Below are 23746 nucleotides of genomic sequence, written 5' to 3' on the forward strand. Positions count from 1 at the left end.
GCGCGCGACTTCAATTCCTAATAGTCATGCAGTCGAAGTCGTTACGCTTGAGTAAACGGCAGGCCTCGCGGGCCGACTTCTCGCTGAGGCCGGCGAAGCGGGCGCGGTAGAGGTCGGAGCCGGACTTCGCCACCTTCTCCGTGAAGCCGTCGGCGCCGCCGAGGATGGACTTGGCCCGGGCCTTGGCGGCATCCAGCTTGGCCCGAGCCTCGCGCTCGCCGCCGAAGGCGCCGATCTGGATCTGCCAACCGGAATGCGTGACCGCGGCGGTCCGTGCCGGAGCCGGGGCGGCCGGGGCCGACGACACCGCCATCGGGGCGAGGGAGGCGGTGCGCACGGGCTTTGCCGCCGCCGAGCTTCCGGACGTCGACTGTGCGGCGCGCAGGGTCCGGGCGTAGGGGTCGTCCGGCTCCATGGCGGCGATGCGCGCGGCGCGCAGCGCCTGTTCGGAGGCATCGGGCGCGGCGCGCGGCGCCGGCGGGGCATAGCGGGTCTGGTCCTTGGACGCGGGCGCGACGGCCGGTGCCGCATCCGCGGTCTTCGGATGGGTGTTGCGGGAGCGACCCTCGGCGGCCGCCTGCGCGGCGGCGGCGGCGGGCGAGAGCGCGGCACCCGACGGGCCGAGATAGCCGAGCACGCCCTTCGGCGTTCCGGGGTTCGCGGGGGCCATGGCGACGGCCGGCGCGGGCGTGGGGGCAGGGGCAGGAGCAGGAGCCGCCGCGGCGGAGGCGGAGGCGGTCGTGCGGGAGATGGAGACGGTCTTCACCGTGACCGGGCGGATCGGCTCCGACGAGCCGGGCTGCACCTTGCCGCCGGCGCCGCCGAGCGAAGCAGTGGTCACCGGCTCCGGGGCGAGCTCCGCCACCTGCGGCTTGGGCAGGGGCGCCACGGCGTGTGGCATCTCCTCGGTGCGGGCGACGGCCACCGGCTTCGGCGCCGGGAAGATGGAGGCGGTGCTCACCGGGATCGCGGCCTCCGCCACCTCGGTGACTCTCGGCGCGGTGCGCATGCCGGCATAGGCGACGGACAGGTTCTGGCTGATCAGGCTGGTCATGCGTGCGTCACGCGAGCCGGCGCTGGACCCGCCCAGCACCACGCCCACAAGGAAGCGGCCGTCGCGCTTGACCGAGGTGACGAGGTTGAAGCCGGAGGCCTGGGTGTAGCCGGTCTTGATGCCGTCCACGCCCTCGATCCGCCCGAGCAGGCGGTTGTGATTGCCAATGGCCTGACCGCGGTAATAAAAGGTGCGGGTCGAGAAGTACTTGTATTGCTTGGGGAAACGGTCCTGGATGGCGCGGCCGAGAATGGAGAGGTCGCGCGCCGTGGTCACCTGGTTCGGGTTCGGCAGGCCGGAGGCGTTGCGGAACACGGTGCGGCTCATGCCGAGGGCGCGGGCCTTGCGCGTCATCATGTCGGCGAAGTCGGATTCCGAACCGCCGAGATTCTCCGCGATGACCACCGCCACGTCATTGGCCGAGCGGGTGACCAGCGCCTTGATGGCGTCCTCCACCTCGATGGTGGACCCCGGCCGCACGCCGAGCTTGGATGGCTGCTGCGAGGCCGCCTTGGCCGAGACGTCGAGGGGGCTGTCGAGCTTGAGAGCGCCGGCCTCCAACTGCTCGAACAGCAGATAGAGGGTCATGATCTTGGTGACTGAGGCAGGATGTCGCAAGGCGTCCGCATTGTCCTCGTAGAGCACCTTGCCGGTATTCGCGTCCACGATGATGGCGGAAGAACCGTAATGCCAGCGGCCGGCGTCCTCGCGGGCGGCCGCGGATGCGCTCGACGTGGGCTTCGCCTTCGAGCGGTCCCGGGAGCGCTCCACGTAGGTCTTCTTGCGCGGCTTCGCTTCGGCCAGGGTCGCGGTCAGGGAAAAGGCCGCGAGCACCGCGAAAGCAAGGGCTTTCGCAGCGAAAGGAAGGCCGGCGGACGATGTACGCATCTACGTGTGCCCCGTATCGTCGGTCGCAGAATTCGAACCATTTCCCGCGCCCGTTTGGTCGACGAGCCTTGACCGAGGCTTTTGCGTCGCACCGAGAGCTTGAGGAAGCGACCAGGCTCTGACCGTAGAAACGCGGAGTTACCAAGGCGTAAACCGGGCGTCACTGCCATATTGTGCGGTGCACAAAATCGCTTGACTTCTATGGTGCAGTGCATAATATCCACAACTGAGCGGAGCGATAATCCGCTCGACGCGAGGCCGGAGCGTCAGGCCGGCAAGCAAAGGGGACACCCATGGTTCAGAGCCCGGAAGAGCTGCAGAAGCTCAGCAAGGACAACATCGAAGCCGCTGTGAAGAGCTTCGGCACGCTCTCCAAGAGCGCCCAGGCGATCGCGGTTGAGATCGCGGATTACACCAAGACCTCCTTCGAGCAGGGCACCGCTGCCCTCGAGAAGCTGCTCGGCGCCAAGACCCTCGAGCAGGCCATCGAGATCCAGCAGACCTATCTGAAGTCGGCTTATGAGGGCGCCGTGGCCCAGGCCACCAAGATCGGCGAACTCTACACCGAGCTGGCGAAAGAGGCTTACAAGCCCTTCGAGAGCAGCTTCGGCGCGTACAAGCCCTTCGAGACGCCTTTCAAGGTCACTCAGTGACCCGGAACGGTCGGGGCTGTCTTTCGTAGCGTCTCCCCCGACCGGTCACATTCGCAGAAGGCGCAGTCTCGCGTTACGCAGCGCCGGCGATCCAGGGTCCGATCCATTCGGGCCCTTTATTTTTTCGAGCTCCGCTTTTTTGCAGGCTCCGCATCCGTGCCGACGAGCATCGTCCCGACCGCACCCTGAAGCTTGCCTGCCATGGCGACGCCGCGCGAGGGCGCGTCTTCGGCGCGGGCCGGATGGATGCGCGGGGAATGGACGCGCCCATGCGGAGCGGCTTTCGCGCCGGCCGGCACTGGCGCAAAAGCGTCACGTTTCCTATATTCCAGCCCATTGGACCTGCGCCTCGCTCCAAGCGTCAGCTGGAGGCGCGGGACAGCGCGCGACGGACATCATGCATACTTCCCTTTTGATTTCTTCGCGCCAGTCGATGCGCCCCGCCAAGATGGCCGGGCCGGACAAGCCAAGGCGCGGCGACGGCCCCGGCACCGCCGTCATCACCCGCACCAAGCCGCAGACCAAGCGGCCGAGCCTTTATCGCGTGCTGCTGCTGAACGACGACTACACGCCCATGGAATTCGTGGTGCATGTGCTGGAGCGGTTCTTCAACAAGAACCGCGAGGAGGCCAACCGCATCATGCTCCATGTGCACCATCATGGCGTCGGCGAGTGCGGCGTCTTCACCTACGAGGTCGCGGAGACCAAGGTGACCCAGGTGATGGACTTCGCCCGCAAGCATCAGCACCCCCTCCAGTGCGTGATGGAAAAAAAGTAGTCGGCTCGAAGCGTGCCTGAACCCGGTGCAAGCCGAGGCTGGGCGCGGCGTAGCAGCAAGGCGGCAAGGGGCAGCGGGAAGGGGCGGGGAGGCGTTTCCGGCAAATGAGGGACTTGCGCACTGCGGCATCCGGTACGAAGTTTGTGTGAATGGTGCACACGCTCCTTAAAGCCGCGGGGGTCATCCAGGCCGGGAGCGATGCGCGAAAGAGGTGTCGATGCCTACATTCTCTCGCAGCCTCGAACAGTCGCTCCATCGCGCTCTGGCCCTCGCCAACGAACGCCACCACGAATACGCGACCCTCGAGCATCTGCTTCTCTCCCTGGTCGATGACCAGGACGCTGCGGCCGTGATGCGGGCCTGCAACGTGGACATGGAGAAGCTTCGTCGCAATCTCATCGAATACGTGGACACGGAACTGGAGAATCTCGTCCAGTCCGGCTCCGACGATTCCAAGCCCACCGCGGGTTTCCAGCGCGTCATCCAGCGCGCGGTGATCCATGTGCAGTCGTCCGGCCGCGAGGAGGTGACCGGGGCCAACGTGCTGGTCGCCATCTTCGCCGAGCGCGAGAGCCACGCCGCCTATTTCCTGCAGGAGCAGGACATGACGCGGTACGATGCGGTCAACTACATCTCCCACGGCATCGCCAAGCGCTCCGGCATGTCGGAGAGCCGCCCCGTGCGCGGCGCCGACGAGGAGACGGAAACCAAGGCCGGCGACGACACCAAGAAGAAGGCCGATGCCCTCGATGCCTATTGCGTGAACCTCAACAAGAAGGCGCACGAGGGCAAGATCGATCCCCTCATCGGCCGCGACAAGGAGATCGAGCGCACCATCCAGGTGCTCTGCCGCCGGCAGAAGAACAACCCGCTGTTCGTGGGCGACCCCGGCGTGGGCAAGACCGCCATCGCCGAGGGCCTCGCCAAGCGGATCAATGACGGCGACGTACCGGAGGTGCTCGCCACCGCCACCGTCTTCTCCCTCGACATGGGCGCGCTGCTCGCCGGCACGCGCTATCGCGGTGATTTCGAGGAGCGCCTCAAGCAGGTGGTGAAGGAGATCGAGGCCTATCCGAACGCGATCATGTTCATCGACGAGATCCACACCGTCATCGGCGCGGGTGCAACCTCGGGCGGGGCCATGGACGCGTCCAACCTGCTGAAGCCGGCGCTCGCCTCCGGCTCCCTGCGGTGCATGGGCTCCACCACCTACAAGGAATACCGTCAGTATTTCGAGAAGGACCGGGCGCTGGTCCGCCGCTTCCAGAAGATCGACGTGGCCGAGCCCTCCGTGGCCGATGCCATCGAGATCCTGAAGGGCCTGAAGCCCTGCTTCGAGGACTACCACAAGCTGCGCTACACCAACGAGGCCATCAAGGCCGCGGTGGAGCTCTCGGCCCGCTACATCCATGACCGCAAGCTGCCGGACAAGGCGATCGACGTGATCGACGAGTCCGGCGCGGCGCAGATGCTGCTGCCGGAGGCCAAGCGCAAGAAGACCATCGGCCTGAAGGAGATCGAGGCGACCATCGCCACCATGGCGCGGATCCCGCCCAAGACCGTCTCCAAGGACGATGCAGAGGTCCTCGGCAACCTGCAGACCACCCTCAAGCGCGTGGTCTACGGGCAGGACAAGGCCATCGATGCGCTCGCCGCCTCCATCAAGCTCGCCCGCGCGGGCCTCAGGGAGCCGGAGAAGCCCATCGGCAGCTACCTGTTCTCCGGCCCCACCGGCGTCGGCAAGACCGAGGTGGCCAAGCAGCTGGCCTCCGTTCTCGGCGTGCAGCTCCTGCGCTTCGACATGTCGGAGTACATGGAGCGCCACACCGTGAGCCGCCTGATCGGCGCGCCTCCCGGCTATGTGGGCTTCGACCAGGGCGGCCTGCTCACCGACGGCGTCGACCAGAACCCGCATTGCGTGCTGCTGCTGGACGAGATCGAGAAGGCCCATCCGGACCTCTTCAACATCCTGCTGCAGGTGATGGACCACGGGAAGCTGACCGACCACAACGGCAAGCAGATCGACTTCCGCAACGTGATTCTCATCATGACCACGAACGCAGGCGCGGCGGACCTGTCGAAGCCGGCCTACGGCTTCACCCGCAGCAAGCGCGAGGGCGACGATTCGGAGGCCATCAACCGCACCTTCGCGCCGGAGTTCCGCAACCGGCTCGACGCGGTGATCGCGTTCGGCCACCTCAGCACGGACATCATCACCCAGGTGGTGGAGAAGTTCGTGCTCCAGCTGGAAGCCCAGCTGGCGGATCGCAATGTCACCATCGAGCTCTCCGACGAGGCGGGCACCTGGCTGGTGGATCGCGGCTACGACGAGCAGATGGGCGCGCGGCCCATGGCCCGCGTGATCCAGGAGTTCATCAAGACCCCGCTCGCCGACCTGGTGCTGTTCGGCGCGCTCAAGAACGGCGGGCATGTCCGCGTGGTGGTGGAGGGCGAAGGCAAGGAGTCGAAGCTCGGCTTCGAGTTCCCCGAAGGCCCCGTCACCCCCAAGCCGGACAAGATCGTCGCGGCTCCGGCCAAGCGGCGCAAGCCGGCCAGCAAGGCGAAGTCCGCCAAGCCGGGCCGGCCGTCGCCGAAGGGCGGCCCCAAGCCGGGTGGCTCGGGCCGCTCCGGCAGCCCGGTGCCGAAGCTGCCACTGGTGAAGGCCTGACACCTTCGCCGTCCACAATCGGGCAAGAGGCGGCTTCGGCCGCCTCTTTTCGTTTGCACCCGAGGGAGCGCGGGCAAGGTCGCTTCAGTCGTCGACCGGCTCCGGCGCATTTTCAACAGGCGCGCGCCGGGCCGAGCGAAGGCGGGATGACGCCCCGCGGTCGAACCGTCAGCGTGCCGTGAACCTCACGGTGCGTGCCGCGAGCGTATCGTCATCGGCGGTCCGTCCCCGGCTCGGGCTCGTCCACGCTCATCCCTGCCCGCCCCGCAGCCGGTAGAGCACCTGCCGGCGCAGGGGGTGGCCCTCGGGGATGGAGGGCAGGTCGAAATCGCCACCGTCCACCTGCGTCATGCCGAGCCGCTCCATCACCGCCCGCGAGCGGCGGTTGGCGGGGACGGTGATGGCGACGATTTCCTCCAGCCCCAGCGGCCCGAAGCCGTAGCCAAGGCAGGCGCGCGCCGCCTCGGTGGCATAGCCATGGCCCCAGAAGGCGGGGTCGAAGCGCCAGCCGATCTCCACGGCCGGCGTGAAGTGCTCCTCATAAGGCACGTGAACCAGCCCGGCATAGCCGGCGAAGTCGGTGACGCCCGGCACCTCCACGACCCACAGCCCGAAGCCGTTCCGGGTGAAATGCGCCTCTGCCCGGTCCGCCACCGCGTCGCTCGCGGCGCGGTCGGGCACTGGCATGAGGAATTCCATGGTGGCGGGGTTGGACTGCATGCGCCACAGCCAGTCACGGTCGGAGGAACGCCAGGGGCGCAGCCGCAGGCGTTGGGTGGCGAAGGCGGGCAGGGACGCCATCACGCGCCGACGATGCGCCCGCGCAGGCGCTCCGCCACCCCAAAGCCCGGAAGATCCCGGCCCTTCAGCGCCCGGACGGAGCGGATGCCGAGGGCAGAGGTGAGGAAGATCTCGCTCGCCGTCACCAGCTCCGCGAGGGTGATCGGCCGCTCGATGGCGCCCTCGGCCAGCACTGCGGCCCGCATCACCCCCGGCAGCACGCCTTCCGACAAGGGCGGCGTCACCAGCTCCCCGCCGAGCACCGCGAACAGGTTGGCGATGGAGGTCTCGGCCACCCGGTCCCGCGTGTTGAGGAGAACCGCGTCGTCGGCGCCCCACCCGGCGGCCTCCTGCCGGGCGAGGATGTTGTCGAGATAGTTCAGGGATTTGACCCGCGACAGGGGCGAGCGCTCGTTGCGCCGCGTGCCCTCGGCGATCACGAGGCGCGCCGGTGGCGAAGGCGGCGGCAGGGGAGCGGCGGTGATGACGACGGTGGGCACCGGAGCCGCCGGGGGCAGCACCCCGCGTGGGCCCATGCCGCGCGTAATGGTGAGGCGCAGCACGCCATCGGAGAGGGCGTTCGCCTCCGCCGTGGCCGAGAGAGCCGCGCCGAGGCCGGCGGCGGGCAGGGCAAGGCCCAGCACCCGCGCGCCGGCGGCGAGGCGCGCGAGATGTGCCTCGCGTCGCAGGATCGCGCCGGCCTTCACCCGCAGGGTCTCGAACAGGCCGTCGCCCAGGGTGAAGCCGCGGTCGAGGGGCGAGACGCACGCCTGCGCCTCCTCCACCAGCGCGCCGGAGAGCCAGAGTTTCATCGCATGTCCCCGGACAGCGCGCGCAGCAAGGGCGAGAGCTTCACGAGGCTCTCCTCATATTCGGCGGCGGGATCGGAATCCGCGACGATGCCGCCCCCCGCCTGGGCGAGCAGGGTATCGCCCTTGCGGGTGATGGTGCGGATGACGATGGAGGAATCCATGGCGCCGTCAAAGCCGATCCAGGCCACCGAGCCGCAATAGACCCCGCGCGGCGTGGGTTCCAGCTCGTGGATGATCTCCATGGCGCGGATCTTCGGCGCGCCGGTGATGGAGCCGCCGGGAAAGCAGGCCTTCAGCAGGTCCACCGGGCCGAGACCGGCCTTCAGCCGGCTCTCCACCACCGAGACGAGGTGATGAACGCTGGCGAAGGTCTCCAGGCCGCACAGCACCGGCACCTTCACGCTGCCCACCTGCGATACGCGGGAGAGGTCGTTGCGCAGCAGGTCCACGATCATCAGGTTCTCGGCCCGGTCCTTCGGCGAGGCCAGAAGCTCCGCCGCCAGGGCCGCATCCTCGGCCGGGTCCGCCCCGCGCGGGCGGGTGCCCTTGATGGGCCGCGTCTCCACCCGGCCGTCGGGCGCGAGCGAGAGGAAGCGCTCGGGCGAGGCGCTGAGCACGCTCATGTCGGCCCCGCAGCGCAGGAAGGCGGCGAAGGGCGACGGGCTCAGCGCGCGCAGGCGGGCGTAAAGGGCGAGGTCCGGCAGGCCGTCCGGCACCGGTGCCCGCATCTGCTGGGTGAGGTTGGCCTGGAAGATGTCGCCGGCGTGGATGTACTCGATCACCCGGGCGATGGAGGCCTCCACCTTTGCGCGCGGCTGATCGGGCTTGAAGTGGCCGCGCCGGGTGAAGTCGGCGGGCGGTGCCGCGGCCGGCGCGCCGGCGAGGCGCTCGATCATCTCGTCCGCTCGCCGCCGGGCGCGGGCCTCCCCGGCGCTGCCCGTCTTCGGCAGGCCGCTGGAGAGGAGATAGGCGCGCTGGGCCTGCCGGTCGAAGGCCAGGATCGTGTCATAGAGGCCGAGCACCATCTCCGGCAGGGCCGGTGACGCCGGGCGGGGCGGGGGCAACCGCTCCAGGTGCCGGCCGAGCTCGTAGCCGAGGAAGCCGACGGCCCCGGTGCGGAACGGCACCGGGGAGGGCACCGGCGCGAGCGGGCAGGCGGCGAGCACCTGGGCGAGGACGTCGAACGGCGTTCCCGCGACCCGCGCGCCGTCCACCGTGACGCCGGCCGCATCCGAGGCGATCACCTGGAACGGGTCGGCCGCGATGTAGGACCAGCGCGCCCGCGGGTCGCCCGGGGCGGCGCTGTCGAGGAAGGCGCAATGGGGCGCACCGGCGAAGGCGTGGAAGGCGGCGAACGGGTCGCGGTACGGGATTTCAACGATGAGCACGGCAGGCGACCGATTCGAGACGCTGGGCCCAAGATGGCGTTCCGGGACGACGGGGGCAATCGGGGGGGCAATCGGGCGGGCGCGGATCTTCCATTGCCGCCGTGGGCGTCACGCGTGGGGCCGCGCATGCCCTTTTGCCGACCTCTGCGCTGAGCGCGGTTCCGTGGCCGGGCGGCTTGGTGCTATGGCAGGGACGGATCGCCGTCTGCGACCGCTCGCCACAGCCCCTCCCCAGCCACGAGTGCCGTGTGTCCAGCCCAGCTCACTCCTCTCCGCACCGGGAGCACCACGCGCCGGCCGCCTGGTTCCTGCGCGGCGCCGGGCACGCGCTCTCCGTGCCGGCCCTGGTTCTGTTCGCCAGCTATCTCGGCTTCGGCGCGGTGCTGCAGAGCGTCGGCTTTCCGCTGTTCGCCGGGCTCGCCTCCACCTTTCTCATATGGGCCCTGCCGGCGCAGCTCATCCTGATCGGCGGCCTGGTGTCCGGCACGGCGCTGCCGGCCCTCGCGCTCGCCGTGGCGCTGTCCTCCATGCGCCTCCTGCCCATGGTGGTGTCCATCGCGCCCCATATGCGCGGCACCCGCCGCAGCCTGCCGGCCGAGCTGATCTGTGCCCATTATGTCGCCATGACGGTCTGGCTCGAAGGTCTTCGCCTGCTGCCCCGCCTGCCGGGCGAGGCGCGCGTTCCCTTCGTGCTGGGGCTGGGGAATGCGCTGATCGGTATCAGTCTCCTCGGCACGCTCACCGGCTACCATGTGGCCTCCGAGGTGCCGGTGCCGCTGGCCGCCGGGCTGCTGCTGCTCACGCCCCTGTCCTTTACGGTGCTGATGGTGCGCAATGCGGCGACGCCCACCGACTGGCTCGCCCTCGCCGCCGGCCTCCTGATCATGCCGCTGACCCTCCACTTCGAGGGGGGCCTCGACCTGCTGATCGCCGGCATCGGCGGGGGCACGCTCGCCTATGGGCTGGGCCGGCTTTGGGAGCGGCGGCGATGAGCGGCGGCTGGACCGAAGGCTCGGCCCTGCTGGTGGTGATCCTCGTCGGCTTCCTGCCCACCGAGATCTGGCGCTCCCTCGCCATCCTGGCCGGGCGGCGGGTGGAGGAGGGCAGCGCGCTCCTCCACTGGGTGAAGGCGGTGGCCACCGCCTTGCTCGCGGCCGTGGTGGCTCGGCTCCTGTTCGCGCCCACCGGTGTGCTCGCCGACATGCCCCTCGCCTTGCGGATCGGCGCCGTGGTCGGCGGGGTCGCGGCGTTCATGCTGGTGCGGCGCTCCATCTTCGCCGGGGTGGTGGCGGGCGAGGCGATCCTGATCGCCGGCAGCCTCATGCTCGGCCATTGAGGGCGGGCACCCGGGCAAAAAGAAGGGGCACCGGTGAGGGCGCCCCAGCTGGAGAAGTTCACGAAGACGGGATGGTCCCGAAAAGGCAAGGTCCGGCGCAGACGCCGGACCCGGCGGTCGATCAGACCGAATAGTACATCTCGAATTCGACCGGGTGCGGCGTCATCTCGAAGCGCATCACCTCGGTCATCTTCAGCTCGATGTAGGACTCGATGAAGTCCTTCTGGAACACGTCGCCCTTGAGCAGGTAGTCGTGGTCCGCCTCGAGGGAGGCGAGGGCCTCGCGCAGCGAGCCGCACACGGTGGGGATCTGCTTCAGCTCGGCCGGCGGCAGGTCGTACAGGTCCTTGTCCATGGCGGAGCCGGGGTCGATCCGGTTCAGGATGCCGTCCATGCCGGCCATGAACAGGGCCGCGAAGGCGAGGTAGGGGTTCGCGCCCGGATCGGGGAAGCGGACCTCGACGCGCTTGGCCTTCGGATTGTTGGTGTACGGAATGCGGCAGGAGGCCGAGCGGTTGCGCGCCGAATAGGCGAGCAACACCGGGGCCTCATAGCCCGGGACCAGGCGCTTGTAGGAGTTGGTCAGCGGGTTGGTGAAGGCGTTCAGCGACTTGGCATGCTTGATGATGCCGCCGATGTACCACAGGCAGTATTCGCTGAGGTCCGCATACTTGTCACCGGCGAACAGGGGCTTGCCTTCCTTCCAGATGGACTGGTGGACATGCATGCCCGAGCCGTTGTCGCCGAACACCGGCTTCGGCATGAAGGTCGCCGTCTTGCCGTAGATGTTGGCCACCTGGTGGATGCAGTACTTGTAGACCTGAAGGTGGTCGGCCATGGTCACCAGCGGGCCGAACTTGAGGCCGAGCTCGTGCTGGGCGGAAGCCACCTCGTGGTGGTGCTTCTCGACCTTGGCGCCCATCTTCGCCATGGCGGCGAGCATCTCCGAGCGCATGTCCTGCGCCGAGTCGATGGGGGGCACGGGGAAGTAGCCGCCCTTGGTCTTCACCCGGTGGCCGAGGTTGCCGCCCTCATACTCGGTGTCGCCATTGGTCGGCAGCTCGATGGAGTCGAGCTTGAAGCCGGTGTTGTACGGGTCCGCCTTGAAGCGGACGTCGTCGAAGATGAAGAACTCGGCCTCGGGACCGAAATACACGGCGTCGCCGATGCCGGTGGACTTGGCGTAGGCCTCGGCCTTCTTCGCGATGGAGCGCGGGTCGCGGCCGTAGGGCTGGCCGGTGGTCGGCTCCAGCACGTCGCAGACGATCGAGAGGGTGGTCTCGGAGAAGAAGGGATCGATGCAGGTCGTCGCCGGATCCGGCATCAGCAGCATGTCGGACTCGTTGATCGCCTTCCAGCCGGCGATGGACGACCCGTCGAAGGCGGTCCCCTCGGTCAGGAACTCGTCATCGACCATGCTGATGTCAAAGGTAACATGCTGCCACTTGCCGCGCGGATCGGTGAAGCGCAGATCGACGTACTTCACGTCCTCGGCCTTGATGGTGTCGAGGACGTCCTTGGCCGTCTTGATTGTCATGGGTTGTACCTTTCTGCTGGCCTGCAGGTTTTTATTGGACGCGTCAGATCGCGTCGAGGCCGGATTCGCCGGTGCGGATGCGGATCGCCTCCTCGATTGAGGATACGAAGATCTTTCCGTCGCCGATACGCCCGGTCTGGGCGGCCCGGCGAATGGCTTCGACGGCCCTGTCTACCATATCGTCGGAGAGGACCACCTCAATCTTCACCTTGGGCAGGAAGTCCACCACATATTCCGCGCCGCGGTAGAGCTCGGTATGGCCCTTCTGCCGGCCGAAGCCCTTCGCCTCGGTGACGGTAATGCCTTGCAGACCCACGTCCTGGAGGGCTTCCTTCACCTCGTCGAGCTTGAAGGGCTTAATGATTGCCTCGATCTTCTTCATCCGCTCCATCTCCCGGGCCGGGCCACCGCCGCATGGTCAAGCCGGCACCATTAAAGCAGGATATGTGCCATGAACCGGCCCATGTGCCCATGCCGGGCGCCGCCGAGGAGCAGCGCTGCTTATGATTATGAAATAGGCTGAGTGACAATATTTTAGGCGAGTGCGCACGGGGCGACGTGCACTTTGTGGGCATCAACTGAACATATTGGGGGCAGGGGGTCTGTTCGTGCACGCACTTCTCGATCCACAGGAAATGGCCCGGGCCGACCGCTACGCCGTCGAGATGGGCATTCCATCCTTTACGCTGATGGAGCGCGCCGGTACCGCCGTCGCCGATGCGGTGGCGCGCTTTCCACTCTCCACGCGCGTGGTGGTGCTCTGCGGGCCGGGGAACAATGGCGGCGACGGCTTCGTCGCGGCGCGCGTGCTGACCCAGCGCGGCTTCAGGGTGCGCGTGGCGCTGCTGGGCACGGTGGCGCAGCTCGCCGGCGATGCCCGGCGCGCCGCGGAGCGCTGGCGCGGCCCGGTGGAGGAGCCGGCGGTCCTCGACCTCACCGATGCGGGCGTCATTGTGGATGCCCTCTACGGCGCCGGCCTGACGCGCGATCTCGACGGCGCGGCGAAGGCGCTGGTGCAGCGCATGGCGACCTCGGGGCGGCCGGTTGTCGCGGTGGACCTCCCGTCGGGGCTCGACGGGGCGACGGGCAAGGTGCGGGGAGCCGCGGCGCCGGCGAAGGAGACGGTCACCTTCTTCCGCCGCAAGCCCGGCCACCTGCTGGAACCCGGGCGCAGCCTGTGCGGCCGGGTGCGGGTCGCCGATATCGGCATTCCCGACGAGGCTCTGGCGGTCATCCGCCCGGCGACCTTCGTGAACATGCCGGATCTGTGGCGGGATGCCTTTCCGCTGCCGGCGGCCATGGGCCACAAATATGACCGTGGCCATGCGGTGGTGGTGAGCGGCGGCCCGTGGACCTGCGGCGCCGCCCGGCTCGCCGCCCGCGGGGCGCTGCGCGCCGGGGCGGGGCTGGTCACGGTCGCCTGCCCGCCCGATGCGCTGGCGCTGCATGCCGCCTCCTATGCGGCGCTGATGCCGCGCCCCGTCGAGGATGCGCCAGCCCTGGCCGGCCTTCTGTCCGATCGCAGGCTCGGCACGGTGGTGCTCGGCCCCGGCCTCGGCTCCGGCGCGGCGACGCGGGAGAAGATCGAGATCGCCGCCCCGGCCGCCGGCTGGTGCTCGATGCCGACGCCCTCACCAGCTATGCCGGCGTGCCCTGGGCGCTCGCCGCCATCGCCGCGCGCACCGACGGTTTGATCGTCACGCCCCATGAGGGCGAGTTCGCCCGCATGTTCCGTGGCGATCCGCAGGTGCTGGAAGCTCCGTCCAAGCTCGCGCGCACGCGCGCGGCCGCCGTCCGGCTCGGCGCGGTGGTGGTGCTCAAGGGGCCGGACACGGTGGTGGCCGCCCCAGACGGACGGGCCGCCATCGCCGAGAATGCGCCGGCCTGGCTCGCCACCGCCGGTGCCGGCGACGTGCTGGCGGGGATCGCCACCGGCCTGCTGGCGCAGGGCATGCCCACCTTCGACGCCGCCTGCGCGGCGGTGTGGTTGCACGGGCAGGCGGCGCGCAGCGCCGGGCCCGGCCTCGTGGCCGACGACCTGCCGGAGGCGCTGCGCGCGGTCTATGCCGAGCTGTACGATAGGCTCGGCGCCTGATGTGGATCAGCCCACCGCCACCAGCACCGCCCCGGCCGCGATGAGGGCAACGCCGAGCGCCGCCGCCGCCGACAGGCGCTCGCCCAGGAAGACGACGCCGAAAATCGCCACCAGCACCACGCTGAGCTTGTCCACCGGCGCCACGCGGGCGGCGTCGCCTGCCTTCAGGGCGCGGAAGTAGCACAGCCAGGAGGCTCCGGTGGCGAGGCCGGACAGCACCAGGAACAGCCAGGTCCGGCCAGGAATCTTCGCCGGTGGCTGCCAGGTGCCGCCGATCCACACCATGGTGGCGACGAGGGCGAGGATGACGAGGGTCCGCAGGAAGGTCGCCAGATCCGAATGGACGCCCGCGACCCCCACCTTGGCGAAGATGGCGGTCAGCGCGGCAAAGGCCGCCGACCCGAGCGCCCAGAACTGCCAGCTGCCGATGAAGGACCTGAACATGCCCGGCCTGCCTTTCCCGTGGGGGCGGTGTCGGAGATTTTCGCGCCGGTGGCAATGGGTGAGGGCGTCAGAAAGGCGCCGGGGACGATCCCGGCCATGACGGGCGGAAAGGCTTCCGGCCAAATTCCAAAGAGGCGCCGACGCCTGTAGATAGCGGGGGTGGCCGGCGCCCTCTCCACGGTGGCGGACCGCCTGCGCGGAAATCGCGCTATCCTGCGGGGCGCCCGACTCGCCCCACACCGAGACCCCATGTCCGATCCCGGCTTCATCCACCTGCACGTCCATTCCTCCTACTCGCTGCTGGAGGGGGCGCTTTCCATCGGCAAGCTGGCCGACCTGGTGAAGGCGGACGCGCAGCCGGCCATCGCCCTGACCGACACCGGCAACCTCTTCGGCGCCCTGGAATTCTCCGAGAAGATGTCGGGCTCGGGCATCCAGCCCATCGCCGGCGTCTCCCTCGCGCTCGATCTGCCGGACCCGCCCGGGCCGCGCGGGGCGATCCGGCCGAAGCGGCCGCGCATCGTTCTGCTGGCCCAGTCGGAGCCGGGCTGGCGCAACCTGATGAAGCTGGTGTCCCGCGCTTTCCTGGAGACCGCCAGCGAGGACGAGCCGCGCATCCTTGTCGACTGGCTCGCCGAGGCGAGCGACGGCCTCATCGCCCTGACCGGCGGCCCCGCCGGCCCCCTCGACAAGGCCCTCGTCAGCGGCCACCCGGAGCTGGCGGCGGAGCGGCTCGACCTGCTCGCCTCGCTCTTCCGCGACCGGCTCTACGTGGAGGTCCAGCGCCATGAGACCGACGCCGAGCGCCTCGCGGAAGCCGGCCTGCTCGAACTCGCCTATGCGAAGGGCGTCCCGCTGGTGGCCGCCAACGAGCCCTTCTTCGCCAGCCAGACCGACTATGAGGCCCACGACGCCCTCCTGTGCATCGCCGAAGGCCGCCTCGTGGCCGAGGGTGACCGGCGGCGGCTGACGGCCGAGCACCGCTTCAAGACCCGCAAGGAGATGCTGGAGCTGTTCGCCGACCTGCCCGAGGCCACGGCCAACACGGTGGAGATCGCCCGGCGCTGCGCCTATCGGGTGCGGACGGTAAAGCCCATCCTGCCGCGCTTCACCTCCGGCGGCGGCCATGGGGACCCCCTGGCGGAGGAGGCGGCGGAGCTGGAGCGGCAGGCGCGGGAGGGTCTCGCCCAGCGCCTCGCCAAGCACGGGCCCGCGCCGGGCCTCGACGTCAAGGTCTACGAGGAGCGGCTCGCCTACGAGCTCTCCGTGATCACCAAGATGAAGTTCCCCGGCTACTTCCTCATCGTGTCGGACTTCATCAAGTGGGCCAAGGCCCATGACATTCCGGTGGGGCCGGGGCGCGGCTCCGGCGCCGGCTCGCTGGTCGCCTATTCGCTGCAGATCACCGACCTTGACCCGCTGCGCTTCGGCCTGCTGTTCGAGCGCTTCCTGAATCCGGACCGCGTGTCCATGCCCGACTTCGACGTGGACTTCTGCCAGGAGCGCCGCGACGAGGTGATCCATTACGTACAGGAGCGCTACGGCCGGGCGCAGGTGGCGCAGATCATCACCTTCGGCACGCTCCAGGCGCGCGGCGTGCTGCGCGACGTGGGACGCGTGCTGGAAATGCCCTACGGGCAGGTGGACAAGCTCTGCAAGCTGGTGCCGCAGAACCCGGCCAATCCCGTCACCCTCAAGCAGGCCATCGAGGATGAGCCGCGCCTCCAGGCGACCCGCGACCAGGAGGAGGTGGTCAAGCGCGCCTTCGACATCGCCGTGCGCCTCGAGGGCCTCAACCGCCACGCTTCCACCCATGCGGCGGGCATCGTGATCGGCGACCGCCAGCTCCACGAGCTGGTGCCGCTCTATCGCGATCCCAAGTCCGACATGCCGGTCACCCAGTACAACATGAAGTGGGTGGAGCAGGCGGGGCTGGTGAAGTTCGACTTCCTCGGCCTGAAGACGCTGACCACCATCGACAAGGCGGTGAAGCTGGTCCACCAGCGCGGCATCGAGCTCGATATCTCCAAGATCCCCCTCGACGACCCCAAGACCTACGCCATGCTGGGCAAGGGCGAGACGGTGGGCGTGTTCCAGGTGGAAAGCGCGGGCATGCGCCGCGCCCTTGTGGACATGAAGGCCGACCGGGTCGAGGACCTCATCGCCCTCGTCGCCCTCTACCGGCCCGGCCCCATGGCCAACATCCCGGTCTATTGCGACTGCAAGCACGGCCGCGCCCAGCCCGACTATCTCCATCCCATGCTGGAGCCGTACCTGAAGGAGACGTTCGGCGTCATCATCTACCAAGAACAGGTGATGCAGATCGCCCAGGCTATGGCGGGCTACTCGCTGGGCGAAGCCGACCTTCTGCGCCGCGCCATGGGCAAGAAGATCCGCGCCGAGATGGAGAAGCAGCGCGAGCGCTTCGTCTCCGGCGCCGCCGGGCGGGGCATCGAGAAGGCGCAGGCCGACACCATCTTCGACCTGCTGGCCAAGTTCGCCGACTACGGCTTCAACAAGTCCCACGCCGCCGCCTATGCCCTCGTCGCCTACCAGACGGCGTGGCTGAAGGCGAATTATCCCACCGAGTTCCTCGCTGCTTCCATGACCCTCGACATGGGCAACACGGACAAGCTCGCGGAATTCCGGCAGGAGGCGCAGCGGCTGGGCATCGAGGTGGTGCCGCCCAACATCAACCTGTCCGCCCGCGAGTTCGCGGTGAAGGACGGCAAGATCATCTACGCCATGGCCGCCATCAAGGGCGTGGGCGGCGCGGCGGTGGAGGCCCTGGTGGCGGCGCGTGGGGAGCGGGCGTTCCGCGACTTTTCCGATTTCGCCTGCCGCCTGCCGGTCAAGCTCGTCAACAAGCGCACGCTGGAGAGCCTGATGGCCGCCGGCTGCTTCGACGTCCTGGAGAAGAATCGCGCCCGCGCGTTCGCCGCCATCGATTCCATCGTGGCCGAGGCGCAGCGCGTGGAGGCCAATGCCCAATCCGGCCAGAACGACATGTTCGGCTCGGGTCCCTCCGCCGCCGCCCTGCCCATTCCGGACGTGGCGCCCTGGCTGCCCTCCGAGCGCTTGCAGCGAGAATACGACACCATCGGCTTTTTCCTCACCGGCCATCCGCTGGACGATTATGCGGATGCGCTGAAGAAGATGCGGGTGCAGGCCTTCTCCGATTTCGCCCGGGCCGTGCGCTCCGGCGCGGCGGCGGGGCGCCTCGCGGCGACGGTGGTCTCGAAGCAGGAGCGGCGCACCAAGTCCGGCACGCGCATGGGCATCGTCGGCCTTTCCGACCCCTCCGGCCACTATGAGGCGGTGATCTTCTCCGAAGGCCTCGCGCACTTTCGCGATCTGCTGGAGCCCGGCACGCCGCTGCTCATGATGGTCGCCGCCGAGCTGAACGGCGAGGATGTGCGCGTGCGCATCAATTCGTGCGAACGGCTGGACCCGGTCACCGCCCGCCACCAGAAGGGGCTGCGCATCTTCCTGCGCTCGCCCGAGCCCATCGAGGGCATCGCCCGCCGCCTCAGCGACGGCAAGGCGGGGGAGGCGGGCTCCGGCGACGTGAGCCTCATCCTGCTGATGGAGGACGCCAAGGCCGAGGTGGAGGTGAGCCTGCCCGGCAAATACCCCGTTTCGCCGCAGATCGCCGGTGCCATCAAGGCGATTCCCGGCGTCGTGGCGGTTGAAGCCGCGTGACAGTAAGTTTATGGCATCAGGCGAAATGAGAGCGACCCTCGGCCGCTCTCGCCGGATCTCCGACGGGATGGGCTGGAGGGCGGCCGGCCCGGCCGCGTCACGCCATTCGAGGAAGCACGTGTGACACTCGACAAGCGCGCCGTCCTGGTGCTCGGCATGCATCGCAGCGGGACATCGGCCCTGACCCGCATCATCAACCTCATGGGCTTCTCCGCGCCCAAGACGCTGATGGCCGCCACCGAGGCCAACGAGGCCGGATTCTGGGAATCGGAGGTCTTCATGGACCTCGACGAGCGCATCCTGAAGGCCTGCGGCCACAAGTGGTCGTCGCGCAAGGCCATGGCCGCCGACCTGGTGGACGTGGCGCAACGGCGCGGCTTGACCGGCGAGGTGCGCCGCGCCATCGCCGAGGAATATGGCGGCGCGCCCGCCATCGTCCTCAAGGACCCGCGCATCTCGCGCCTGATGGGCATCTACCGGCCGGTGCTGGAAGAGGCCGGCTACCGCATCTCACCGGTGCTGGCGCTGCGCAACCCGGTGGAAGTGGCGGCCTCGGTCACCAAGCGCGATGGCTTCTCAGCCGCCAAGGGCCTCGGCATCTGGCTGCGCTACACCCTCGACGCCGAGCGGGCGACCCGCGGCCAGCCCCGCACGGTCATCGCCTTCGACGAGCTGATGGCCGACTGGAAGGGCACCATGGCCCGCGCCGAGGCCCAGCTCGGCGCGCCCTGGCCCACGCTCTCCGCCGAAGGCGTCGCGGAGATCGACGGCACGCTGAAGCCGACGCTGCGTCACCACGCGCTGGCGCCGCCGAAGAGCACCTCCTGGCGGGGCTTCCTCGCGGCGCGGACGCTGGATGCCATGACGCGCCTGATCGAGGATCCCCACGACAAGGCCGCCTGCCGGACCCTCGATTTCGTCTCGGCTGTCTTCCGCCCGTTCTGAGGCGGGCGTCAAACACTCCGGTGGCGGGCGGCGACCCGGGCCCTATACTGCCCGCGGGCGGCGACAGGAGCGCGAGGGGGATCATGGCTTCCGACTGGCTGGTGGCACGGCGCGTCGCCGTGGCTTGCGTTGTGCTCGCCCTGGCCTATTTCTCCTTCAAGATCATCGACGTCATTCTGCAGGTGTTCGCCGCGATCCTGCTGTCGCTGGCCCTGCATGCGTTGGCCGAGCCGTTCGCGCGGCTGACCCGCTGTCCCGAGCGCTACGCCGTGTTTCCGGTGGCGTTGCTCGCGTTCGGCGGCACCGGGCTGGCGCTCTACCTGTTCGGCTCCACCATCCAGACGCAGGTCACCGAGCTGTTGAACGAGCTGCCGGCCGCCTGGGCCGCCTTCGAGCAGCGCTTCCATCTGGAAGGCCTCGGCAGCGACCTGATCAAGCGGGCGGAGGCGGCGGCGCCGAGCAGCGATACGCTGATCTCCGCGGTGCAGGGGGTGACCACCAACGTATTCCAGGTGCTGCTGGGCGTGTTCCTGGTGGTGGTGGGCGGCATCTATTTCGCCGCCTCGCCGGATCTCTACCGGCGCATGTTCCTGTCCTGCTGGTCGAAGGACGAGCGGCCGGCGGTCGAGCACAAGCTCGATGCCATTTCCCTCGATCTCAGGCACTTCCTGAAGGCCCAGCTCATCGCCATGGTGGTGGTGGGCCTGTTGACGTTCGCCGGCCTCAGCATCGTCGGCGTGCCCTCGTCGCTGGCGCTGGCCCTGTTCGCGGGGCTGGCGGAGTTCGTGCCCATGGTAGGGCCGGTGGTCTCGGCGGCGCCGGCGGTGCTCATCGCCCTGACGCTGGGGGTGGATACCGGCCTGTGGACGCTGCTGGTCTTCGTCATCGTGCAGCAGACGGAGAGCAACATCATCACCCCCCTGCTCCAGCAGCGCATGGTTTCCCTGCCGCCGGCGGTCACCTTGTTCGCGGTGGTCGCGTTCGGCAATTTCTTCGGCGTCATGGGCATCGTGCTGGCGACGCCGCTCACGGTGCTCGCCTTCGCCGCCTTCAAGAGCGGCCGGCCGCCGGCGGATGCGGCCTGAGCGCTCCCGGGAGATCGTCCGCTCAGGGCTCGGGGGGCGCCTTGCGCGCGCGCGGCCGGGCCGGCTTCAGCGCCTTCACCGGGGCCGTTTCGAATTCGTGCAGGAAGGAGCGGATGATCCGCGCCACCATGACCGACTTGTCCTCCATGGCCGGAAGTCGGTGGATGTATTTGCGGATCAAGTAATAGATAAAGGTCGAGTGGAGGTGCCATGCGAGCTCGTATTCGAGGGGCTCGATGGCGCCTTCCACCACCAGTCCGCGATAGTCGCGCAGCTCGCGCAGGATGATTTCCAGCAGCCGGTTGACGTGGCTCTGCACGTAGCGATTGGTGATGTCGTGGCCGGCGAGGCTCGCATAGAGCGACACGCGGATCCAGTGATACTCGTCCACGGCGTCGAAATAAGCGAGGTAGAAGCGCTCGAGGCGTTCGGGGAAGGGGACGGCGCGGTCCTTGAGATCCTGTTCCCACTGCGGTGACCAGCGTTGCAGGAACACGTTCTGGTACACCCGCTCCACAAGATTCTGCTTGGTGCCGAAATAGCGGAAGATGAGGCCCTGCGAGACGCCGATACGCTCGGCGAGGTCCTTGGTCTGCGCCTCGAAGCCGTGCTCGGCGAAGAACTCCACCGCCGCGTCGAGGATCATGCGCTCCCGCACCGCGGGATCGAGCCGCGTGCGCGCGGCGGGGCGCTTGGCGCCGACCGTACGGGTCGCGGTGGAGCTGCGCCGCGGCTCGGGCTTCTCCTTGATGACAAGCGGCTTTTTCACCCTGCGCTCCGATCGGCTGGAGGGCGATCCCCTCGGTGGCCCGCCCTCTCGCTCCAAGCTGGCCGGCACATGCTCCAAGCCAGGTCCTGTTGCCAATTCCTGTAGCTCTTCGGGAGCCTATTGACAATCGGCTCAATATGTAATGAGTCTTTAGTCAATAAGGTGGCGCGATGAGCCGCCAGTCGAGGGAGAGAACGTTGGCAAGATCCAAGAAAGTGATCATCACCTGCGCCGTGACGGGTGCCATCCACACGCCCACCATGTCGCCTTATCTGCCGATCACGCCGGACGAGATCGTCACCGACGCGCTGGCGGCGGCGGAGGCGGGTGCGGCGATCCTGCACCTGCATGCGCGCAACCCGGAGACCGGCCAGCCGGACCAGCGTCCGGAGGCGTTCGCGCCGTTCCTGCCGCGGATCAAGCAGGCGACCAACGCGGTGATCAACATCACCTCGGGCGGCAGCCCGTACATGAAGGTGGAGGAGCGGGTTCTGCCGGCGGCCACCTTCAAGCCGGAAGTGGCCTCGCTCAACATGGGCTCGATGAATTTCGGGCTGTACCACCTGCTCGACAAGTACAAGGAGTTCAAGTTCGACTGGGAGCGCACGCACCTGGAGAACACGCGCGACCTGGTGTTCCGCAATACGTTCAAGGATATCGAGTACATCCTGAACACCTGCTACGACAACGGCACGCGGTTCGAGTTCGAGTGCTACGACATTGGCCACCTCTACAACCTCGCCCACTTCCTCGATCGGGGGCTGGTGAAGGCGCCGTTGTTCGTGCAGTCGGTGTTCGGGCTCCTGGGGGGCATCGGGCCGCATCCGGAAGACGTGATGCACATGAAGCGGACCTGCGACCGGCTGTTCGGCGACCAGTATCGGTGGTCGGTGCTGGGGGCGGGGCGGAACCAGCTGCCGATCGCCGCCATGGCCGCGTCCATGGGCGGCAACATCCGGGTGGGGCTGGAGGATTCCCTGTGGGCCGGGCCGGGCAAGCTGGCCACCTCCAACGCCGACCAGGTGAAGCTGGCGCGCAAGATCATCGAGGGCCTGGGCCTCGACATCGCGACGCCGGACGAGGCGCGGGAGATCCTCGATCTCAAGGGCGCCGACAAGACCAATATCTGAGCGTGCGCGCGCCGACGCGCATGAGGGAATGAATAAAGCCACCAGGCCGGCGCCAAACTGCCTGGTGGTCAAAGAAAAATGACGGTTATAATATACCTCTACGCGGCCGGATGACAGGTCGTGAACCAATTACAAATACTGAGAGATGGATTTACCCGAAGGGTTGCTTCAACCTGAGGGGATCCGGCGCTCTCGGAGGAAACAAAACCCGTAGAGCGGCCGGAAAAGGCCGCCTTCAAGGAGGACGCCATGGATTCACAGCACGGAATTTCACGCCGCACCGCCGTGGCGGGGCTCGCCGCGGGCCTCGCCGTCGCCAGCCTGCCGGCCATCGCCCAGACCGCCGGCCCGCCGATCCGCATCGGCATGGGCATCGCCTTGTCAGGCGGCCTTGCCGCCTTCGGCAAGTCGGCGCTGCTCGCCATGCAGCTCTGGGCCGCCGACGTGAACGCCAAGGGCGGCCTGCTCGGCCGCAAGGTGGAGCTCGTCTTCTACGACGACCAGAGCAATCCCGCGACGGTGCCGGGCATCTATGCCAAGCTCATCGACGTGGACAAGGTCGATCTCGTGGTCTCCGGCTACGCCTCGAGCCAGATCGTGGCCGCCATGCCCACCGTGATGCAGAAGAAGAAGGTCTTCATGACCTTGTTCGGCCTCGCAGCGAACGACAAGTTCAACTACGACCGCTATTTCCAGATGCAGCCGAACGGGCCGGTGGCGCGCACCGAGTTCTCGAAGGGCTTCCTCAACGTCGCCATGTCGATGGATCCCAAGCCCACCACCATCGCGCTGGTGGGCGGCGACGCCGAATTTCCCTCGATCGCCCTCGACGGCGCGCGGGAGAATGTGAAGGCGCTCGGCCTCAAGGTCGTCTACGACCGCACCTACCCGCCGAACACCATCGAGTTCGCCTCGGTGGTGCGCGCGATCAAGTCCACCAATCCGGACCTGGTCTTCGTCGCCTCCTACCCGCCGGATTCCGCCGGCATGGTGCGGGCGGTGCGCGAGGTGGGGCTCGACGCGAAGATGTTCGGCGGTGGCATGATCGGCCTGCAGTCGGCGGCGCTGAAAACCCAGCTCGGCCCCATGCTGAACGGCGTGGTCGCCTACGACCTCTACGCCCCCGAGCCGACCATGAAGTTCCAGGGCGTGGAGGACTTCCTCACACGCTACCGGCAGGAAGCGGCGAAGCAGGGCGTGGACCCCCTCGGCTTCTATATTGCGCCGTTGGCCTATGCGGAACTGCAGATCCTCGGCCAGGCGGTGGAGGCGACCAAGTCGCTCGACGACGCCAAGCTCGCCAAGTACATCCACGACACCACGTTCCAGACCATCGCCGGCGAGATCCGCTTCCAGGAGCGGGGCGAGTGGGCCGAGCCGCGCATCCTCCTCGTCCAGTTCCAGGGCATCGCGGGCAACGACGTCGCCCAGTTCATGGAAGCCGGCCGGCAGGTGATCGTTTATCCGCCCAAGTTCAAGTCCGGAACCTTCAAGTATCCCTTCAGCGCTGCTTCCAAGTAGGGGCGGCCCGAGCCGGCGGCGGGTCCCGTTCCCCGGGATCGTCGCGGCCGTCGCCCCGGAACCGGCCGGGCGGGCGTGAGCCCGCCCGGGACGGCGGCCGCACGCGGCGCCGGAAGATCGCATCACGGCCGCGCCCCGCCGCCGTGCCACCGGCCACACGA

General features: G+C 68.4%; 18 protein-coding genes and 1 pseudogene. 11 read left to right on the top strand and 8 right to left on the bottom strand.

Annotation, left to right across the window (positions count from 1 at the left end):
• Nucleotides 1-10 precede the first annotated feature (10 nt).
• A complete protein-coding gene (locus EZH22_RS19895; protein WP_203192199.1) occupies nucleotides 11-1942 on the bottom strand; it encodes a D-alanyl-D-alanine carboxypeptidase family protein in 1932 nt (643 codons plus the stop codon).
• Nucleotides 1943-2235: 293 nt separating this feature from the next.
• On the opposite strand from EZH22_RS19895, the gene EZH22_RS19900 reads away from it, so the two are divergent.
• The 3 genes from EZH22_RS19900 (at nucleotide 2236) to clpA (ending at nucleotide 6041) form a co-directional block, all read left to right on the top strand.
• Nucleotides 2236-2595 (top strand): phasin family protein, encoded by a 360-nt coding sequence (locus EZH22_RS19900; protein WP_203192200.1) that lies wholly within the window; start codon nucleotides 2236-2238, stop codon nucleotides 2593-2595.
• A 433-nt stretch (nucleotides 2596-3028) separates the two neighbouring features.
• Nucleotides 3029-3373 (top strand): ATP-dependent Clp protease adapter ClpS, encoded by a 345-nt coding sequence (clpS, locus tag EZH22_RS19905; protein WP_203196647.1) that lies wholly within the window; start codon nucleotides 3029-3031, stop codon nucleotides 3371-3373.
• A gap of 217 nt (nucleotides 3374-3590) precedes the next feature.
• Nucleotides 3591-6041, top strand: coding sequence for an ATP-dependent Clp protease ATP-binding subunit ClpA (gene clpA, locus EZH22_RS19910; RefSeq protein WP_203192201.1), 2451 nt, complete (start codon nucleotides 3591-3593; stop codon nucleotides 6039-6041).
• Nucleotides 6042-6290: 249 nt separating this feature from the next.
• Here the strand turns inward: clpA and EZH22_RS19915 are convergent, their stop codons facing one another.
• From EZH22_RS19915 to pabB, 3 genes are read right to left on the bottom strand one after another with little or no spacing between them, the layout of a single operon-like run.
• The gene (locus EZH22_RS19915; RefSeq protein ID WP_203192202.1) at nucleotides 6291-6842 is read right to left on the bottom strand and encodes a GNAT family N-acetyltransferase; all 552 of its coding nucleotides are present in this window, start codon (nucleotides 6840-6842) and stop codon (nucleotides 6291-6293) included.
• The gene (locus EZH22_RS19920) at nucleotides 6842-7633 is read right to left on the bottom strand and encodes an aminotransferase class IV (protein ID WP_203192203.1); all 792 of its coding nucleotides are present in this window, start codon (nucleotides 7631-7633) and stop codon (nucleotides 6842-6844) included. The genes EZH22_RS19915 and EZH22_RS19920 overlap by 1 nt, the downstream gene beginning before the upstream one ends.
• Nucleotides 7630-9021 (bottom strand): aminodeoxychorismate synthase component I, encoded by a 1392-nt coding sequence (pabB, locus tag EZH22_RS19925; RefSeq protein WP_203192204.1) that lies wholly within the window; start codon nucleotides 9019-9021, stop codon nucleotides 7630-7632. The genes EZH22_RS19920 and pabB overlap by 4 nt, the downstream gene beginning before the upstream one ends.
• Nucleotides 9022-9269: 248 nt before the next feature.
• On the opposite strand from pabB, the gene EZH22_RS19930 reads away from it, so the two are divergent.
• Complete coding sequence (locus EZH22_RS19930; RefSeq protein ID WP_231711061.1) at nucleotides 9270-10013, top strand: AzlC family ABC transporter permease; 744 nt, start codon at nucleotides 9270-9272, stop codon at nucleotides 10011-10013.
• Nucleotides 10010-10357 carry an AzlD domain-containing protein gene (locus tag EZH22_RS19935; RefSeq protein WP_203192205.1) on the top strand — a complete coding sequence of 116 codons (348 nt, stop codon included), beginning with the start codon at nucleotides 10010-10012 and terminating at the stop codon, nucleotides 10355-10357. The genes EZH22_RS19930 and EZH22_RS19935 overlap by 4 nt, the downstream gene beginning before the upstream one ends.
• Before the next feature lie 121 nt (nucleotides 10358-10478).
• Here the strand turns inward: EZH22_RS19935 and glnA are convergent, their stop codons facing one another.
• On the bottom strand, nucleotides 10479-11888 hold the full coding sequence (glnA, locus tag EZH22_RS19940; protein ID WP_203196649.1) for a type I glutamate--ammonia ligase: 1410 nt from the start codon (nucleotides 11886-11888) through the stop codon (nucleotides 10479-10481).
• 49 nt (nucleotides 11889-11937) lie between these two features.
• Nucleotides 11938-12276, bottom strand: a complete 339-nt coding sequence (locus tag EZH22_RS19945) for a P-II family nitrogen regulator (RefSeq protein WP_203192206.1) — start codon at nucleotides 12274-12276, stop codon at nucleotides 11938-11940.
• 253 nt (nucleotides 12277-12529) lie between these two features.
• On the opposite strand from EZH22_RS19945, the pseudogene EZH22_RS19950 reads away from it, so the two are divergent.
• Nucleotides 12530-13989, top strand: a pseudogene (locus EZH22_RS19950) (NAD(P)H-hydrate dehydratase).
• A 6-nt stretch (nucleotides 13990-13995) separates the two neighbouring features.
• Here EZH22_RS19950 and EZH22_RS19955 read toward each other — a convergent pair.
• Nucleotides 13996-14433, bottom strand: coding sequence for an EamA family transporter (locus EZH22_RS19955; RefSeq protein WP_203192207.1), 438 nt, complete (start codon nucleotides 14431-14433; stop codon nucleotides 13996-13998).
• A 249-nt stretch (nucleotides 14434-14682) separates the two neighbouring features.
• Here EZH22_RS19955 and dnaE point away from each other — a divergent pair, with 249 nt between their 5' ends.
• The 3 genes from dnaE to EZH22_RS19970 all read left to right on the top strand — a co-directional run bounded on the left by dnaE (nucleotide 14683) and on the right by EZH22_RS19970 (nucleotide 20165).
• Nucleotides 14683-18135 carry a DNA polymerase III subunit alpha gene (gene dnaE / locus EZH22_RS19960; RefSeq protein ID WP_203192208.1) on the top strand — a complete coding sequence of 1151 codons (3453 nt, stop codon included), beginning with the start codon at nucleotides 14683-14685 and terminating at the stop codon, nucleotides 18133-18135.
• A 120-nt stretch (nucleotides 18136-18255) separates the two neighbouring features.
• Complete coding sequence (locus tag EZH22_RS19965) at nucleotides 18256-19080, top strand: sulfotransferase family protein (RefSeq protein ID WP_203192209.1); 825 nt, start codon at nucleotides 18256-18258, stop codon at nucleotides 19078-19080.
• An 83-nt stretch (nucleotides 19081-19163) separates the two neighbouring features.
• Nucleotides 19164-20165, top strand: a complete 1002-nt coding sequence (locus tag EZH22_RS19970) for an AI-2E family transporter (protein WP_203192210.1) — start codon at nucleotides 19164-19166, stop codon at nucleotides 20163-20165.
• 22 nt (nucleotides 20166-20187) lie between these two features.
• Here EZH22_RS19970 and EZH22_RS19975 read toward each other — a convergent pair whose 3' ends face one another.
• Entirely contained in the window at nucleotides 20188-20934 is a 747-nt protein-coding gene (locus tag EZH22_RS19975; protein WP_203192211.1) for a TetR/AcrR family transcriptional regulator, read from the bottom strand.
• 260 nt (nucleotides 20935-21194) lie between these two features.
• Between EZH22_RS19975 and EZH22_RS19980 the strand changes: the two genes are divergently transcribed.
• Nucleotides 21195-22064 carry a BKACE family enzyme gene (locus tag EZH22_RS19980; protein WP_408647741.1) on the top strand — a complete coding sequence of 290 codons (870 nt, stop codon included), beginning with the start codon at nucleotides 21195-21197 and terminating at the stop codon, nucleotides 22062-22064.
• Between the two features lie 249 nt (nucleotides 22065-22313).
• A complete protein-coding gene (locus EZH22_RS19985) occupies nucleotides 22314-23585 on the top strand; it encodes an amino acid ABC transporter substrate-binding protein (RefSeq protein WP_203192213.1) in 1272 nt (423 codons plus the stop codon).
• Nucleotides 23586-23746 lie beyond the last annotated feature (161 nt).

Origin of the sequence: Xanthobacter dioxanivorans, assembly GCF_016807805.1 — a bacterium.
Classification (GTDB): domain Bacteria; phylum Pseudomonadota; class Alphaproteobacteria; order Rhizobiales; family Xanthobacteraceae; genus Xanthobacter; species Xanthobacter dioxanivorans.

Excerpts from the sequence above, each read along its gene's own strand:
- EZH22_RS19895 (WP_203192199.1), bottom strand. The coding sequence starts at position 1,942 with ATGCGTACATCGTCCGCCGGCCTTCCTTTCGCTGCGAAAGCCCTTGCT.
- EZH22_RS19900 (WP_203192200.1), top strand. The coding sequence starts at position 2,236 with ATGGTTCAGAGCCCGGAAGAGCTGCAGAAGCTCAGCAAGGACAACATC.
- clpS (WP_203196647.1), top strand. The coding sequence starts at position 3,029 with ATGCGCCCCGCCAAGATGGCCGGGCCGGACAAGCCAAGGCGCGGCGAC.
- clpA (WP_203192201.1), top strand. The coding sequence starts at position 3,591 with ATGCCTACATTCTCTCGCAGCCTCGAACAGTCGCTCCATCGCGCTCTG.
- EZH22_RS19915 (WP_203192202.1), bottom strand. The coding sequence starts at position 6,842 with ATGGCGTCCCTGCCCGCCTTCGCCACCCAACGCCTGCGGCTGCGCCCC.
- EZH22_RS19920 (WP_203192203.1), bottom strand. The coding sequence starts at position 7,633 with ATGAAACTCTGGCTCTCCGGCGCGCTGGTGGAGGAGGCGCAGGCGTGC.
- EZH22_RS19935 (WP_203192205.1), top strand. The coding sequence starts at position 10,010 with ATGAGCGGCGGCTGGACCGAAGGCTCGGCCCTGCTGGTGGTGATCCTC.
- EZH22_RS19945 (WP_203192206.1), bottom strand. The coding sequence starts at position 12,276 with ATGAAGAAGATCGAGGCAATCATTAAGCCCTTCAAGCTCGACGAGGTG.
- EZH22_RS19955 (WP_203192207.1), bottom strand. The coding sequence starts at position 14,433 with ATGTTCAGGTCCTTCATCGGCAGCTGGCAGTTCTGGGCGCTCGGGTCG.
- dnaE (WP_203192208.1), top strand. The coding sequence starts at position 14,683 with ATGTCCGATCCCGGCTTCATCCACCTGCACGTCCATTCCTCCTACTCG.
- EZH22_RS19970 (WP_203192210.1), top strand. The coding sequence starts at position 19,164 with ATGGCTTCCGACTGGCTGGTGGCACGGCGCGTCGCCGTGGCTTGCGTT.
- EZH22_RS19980 (WP_408647741.1), top strand. The coding sequence starts at position 21,195 with ATGTCGCCTTATCTGCCGATCACGCCGGACGAGATCGTCACCGACGCG.
- EZH22_RS19985 (WP_203192213.1), top strand. The coding sequence starts at position 22,314 with ATGGATTCACAGCACGGAATTTCACGCCGCACCGCCGTGGCGGGGCTC.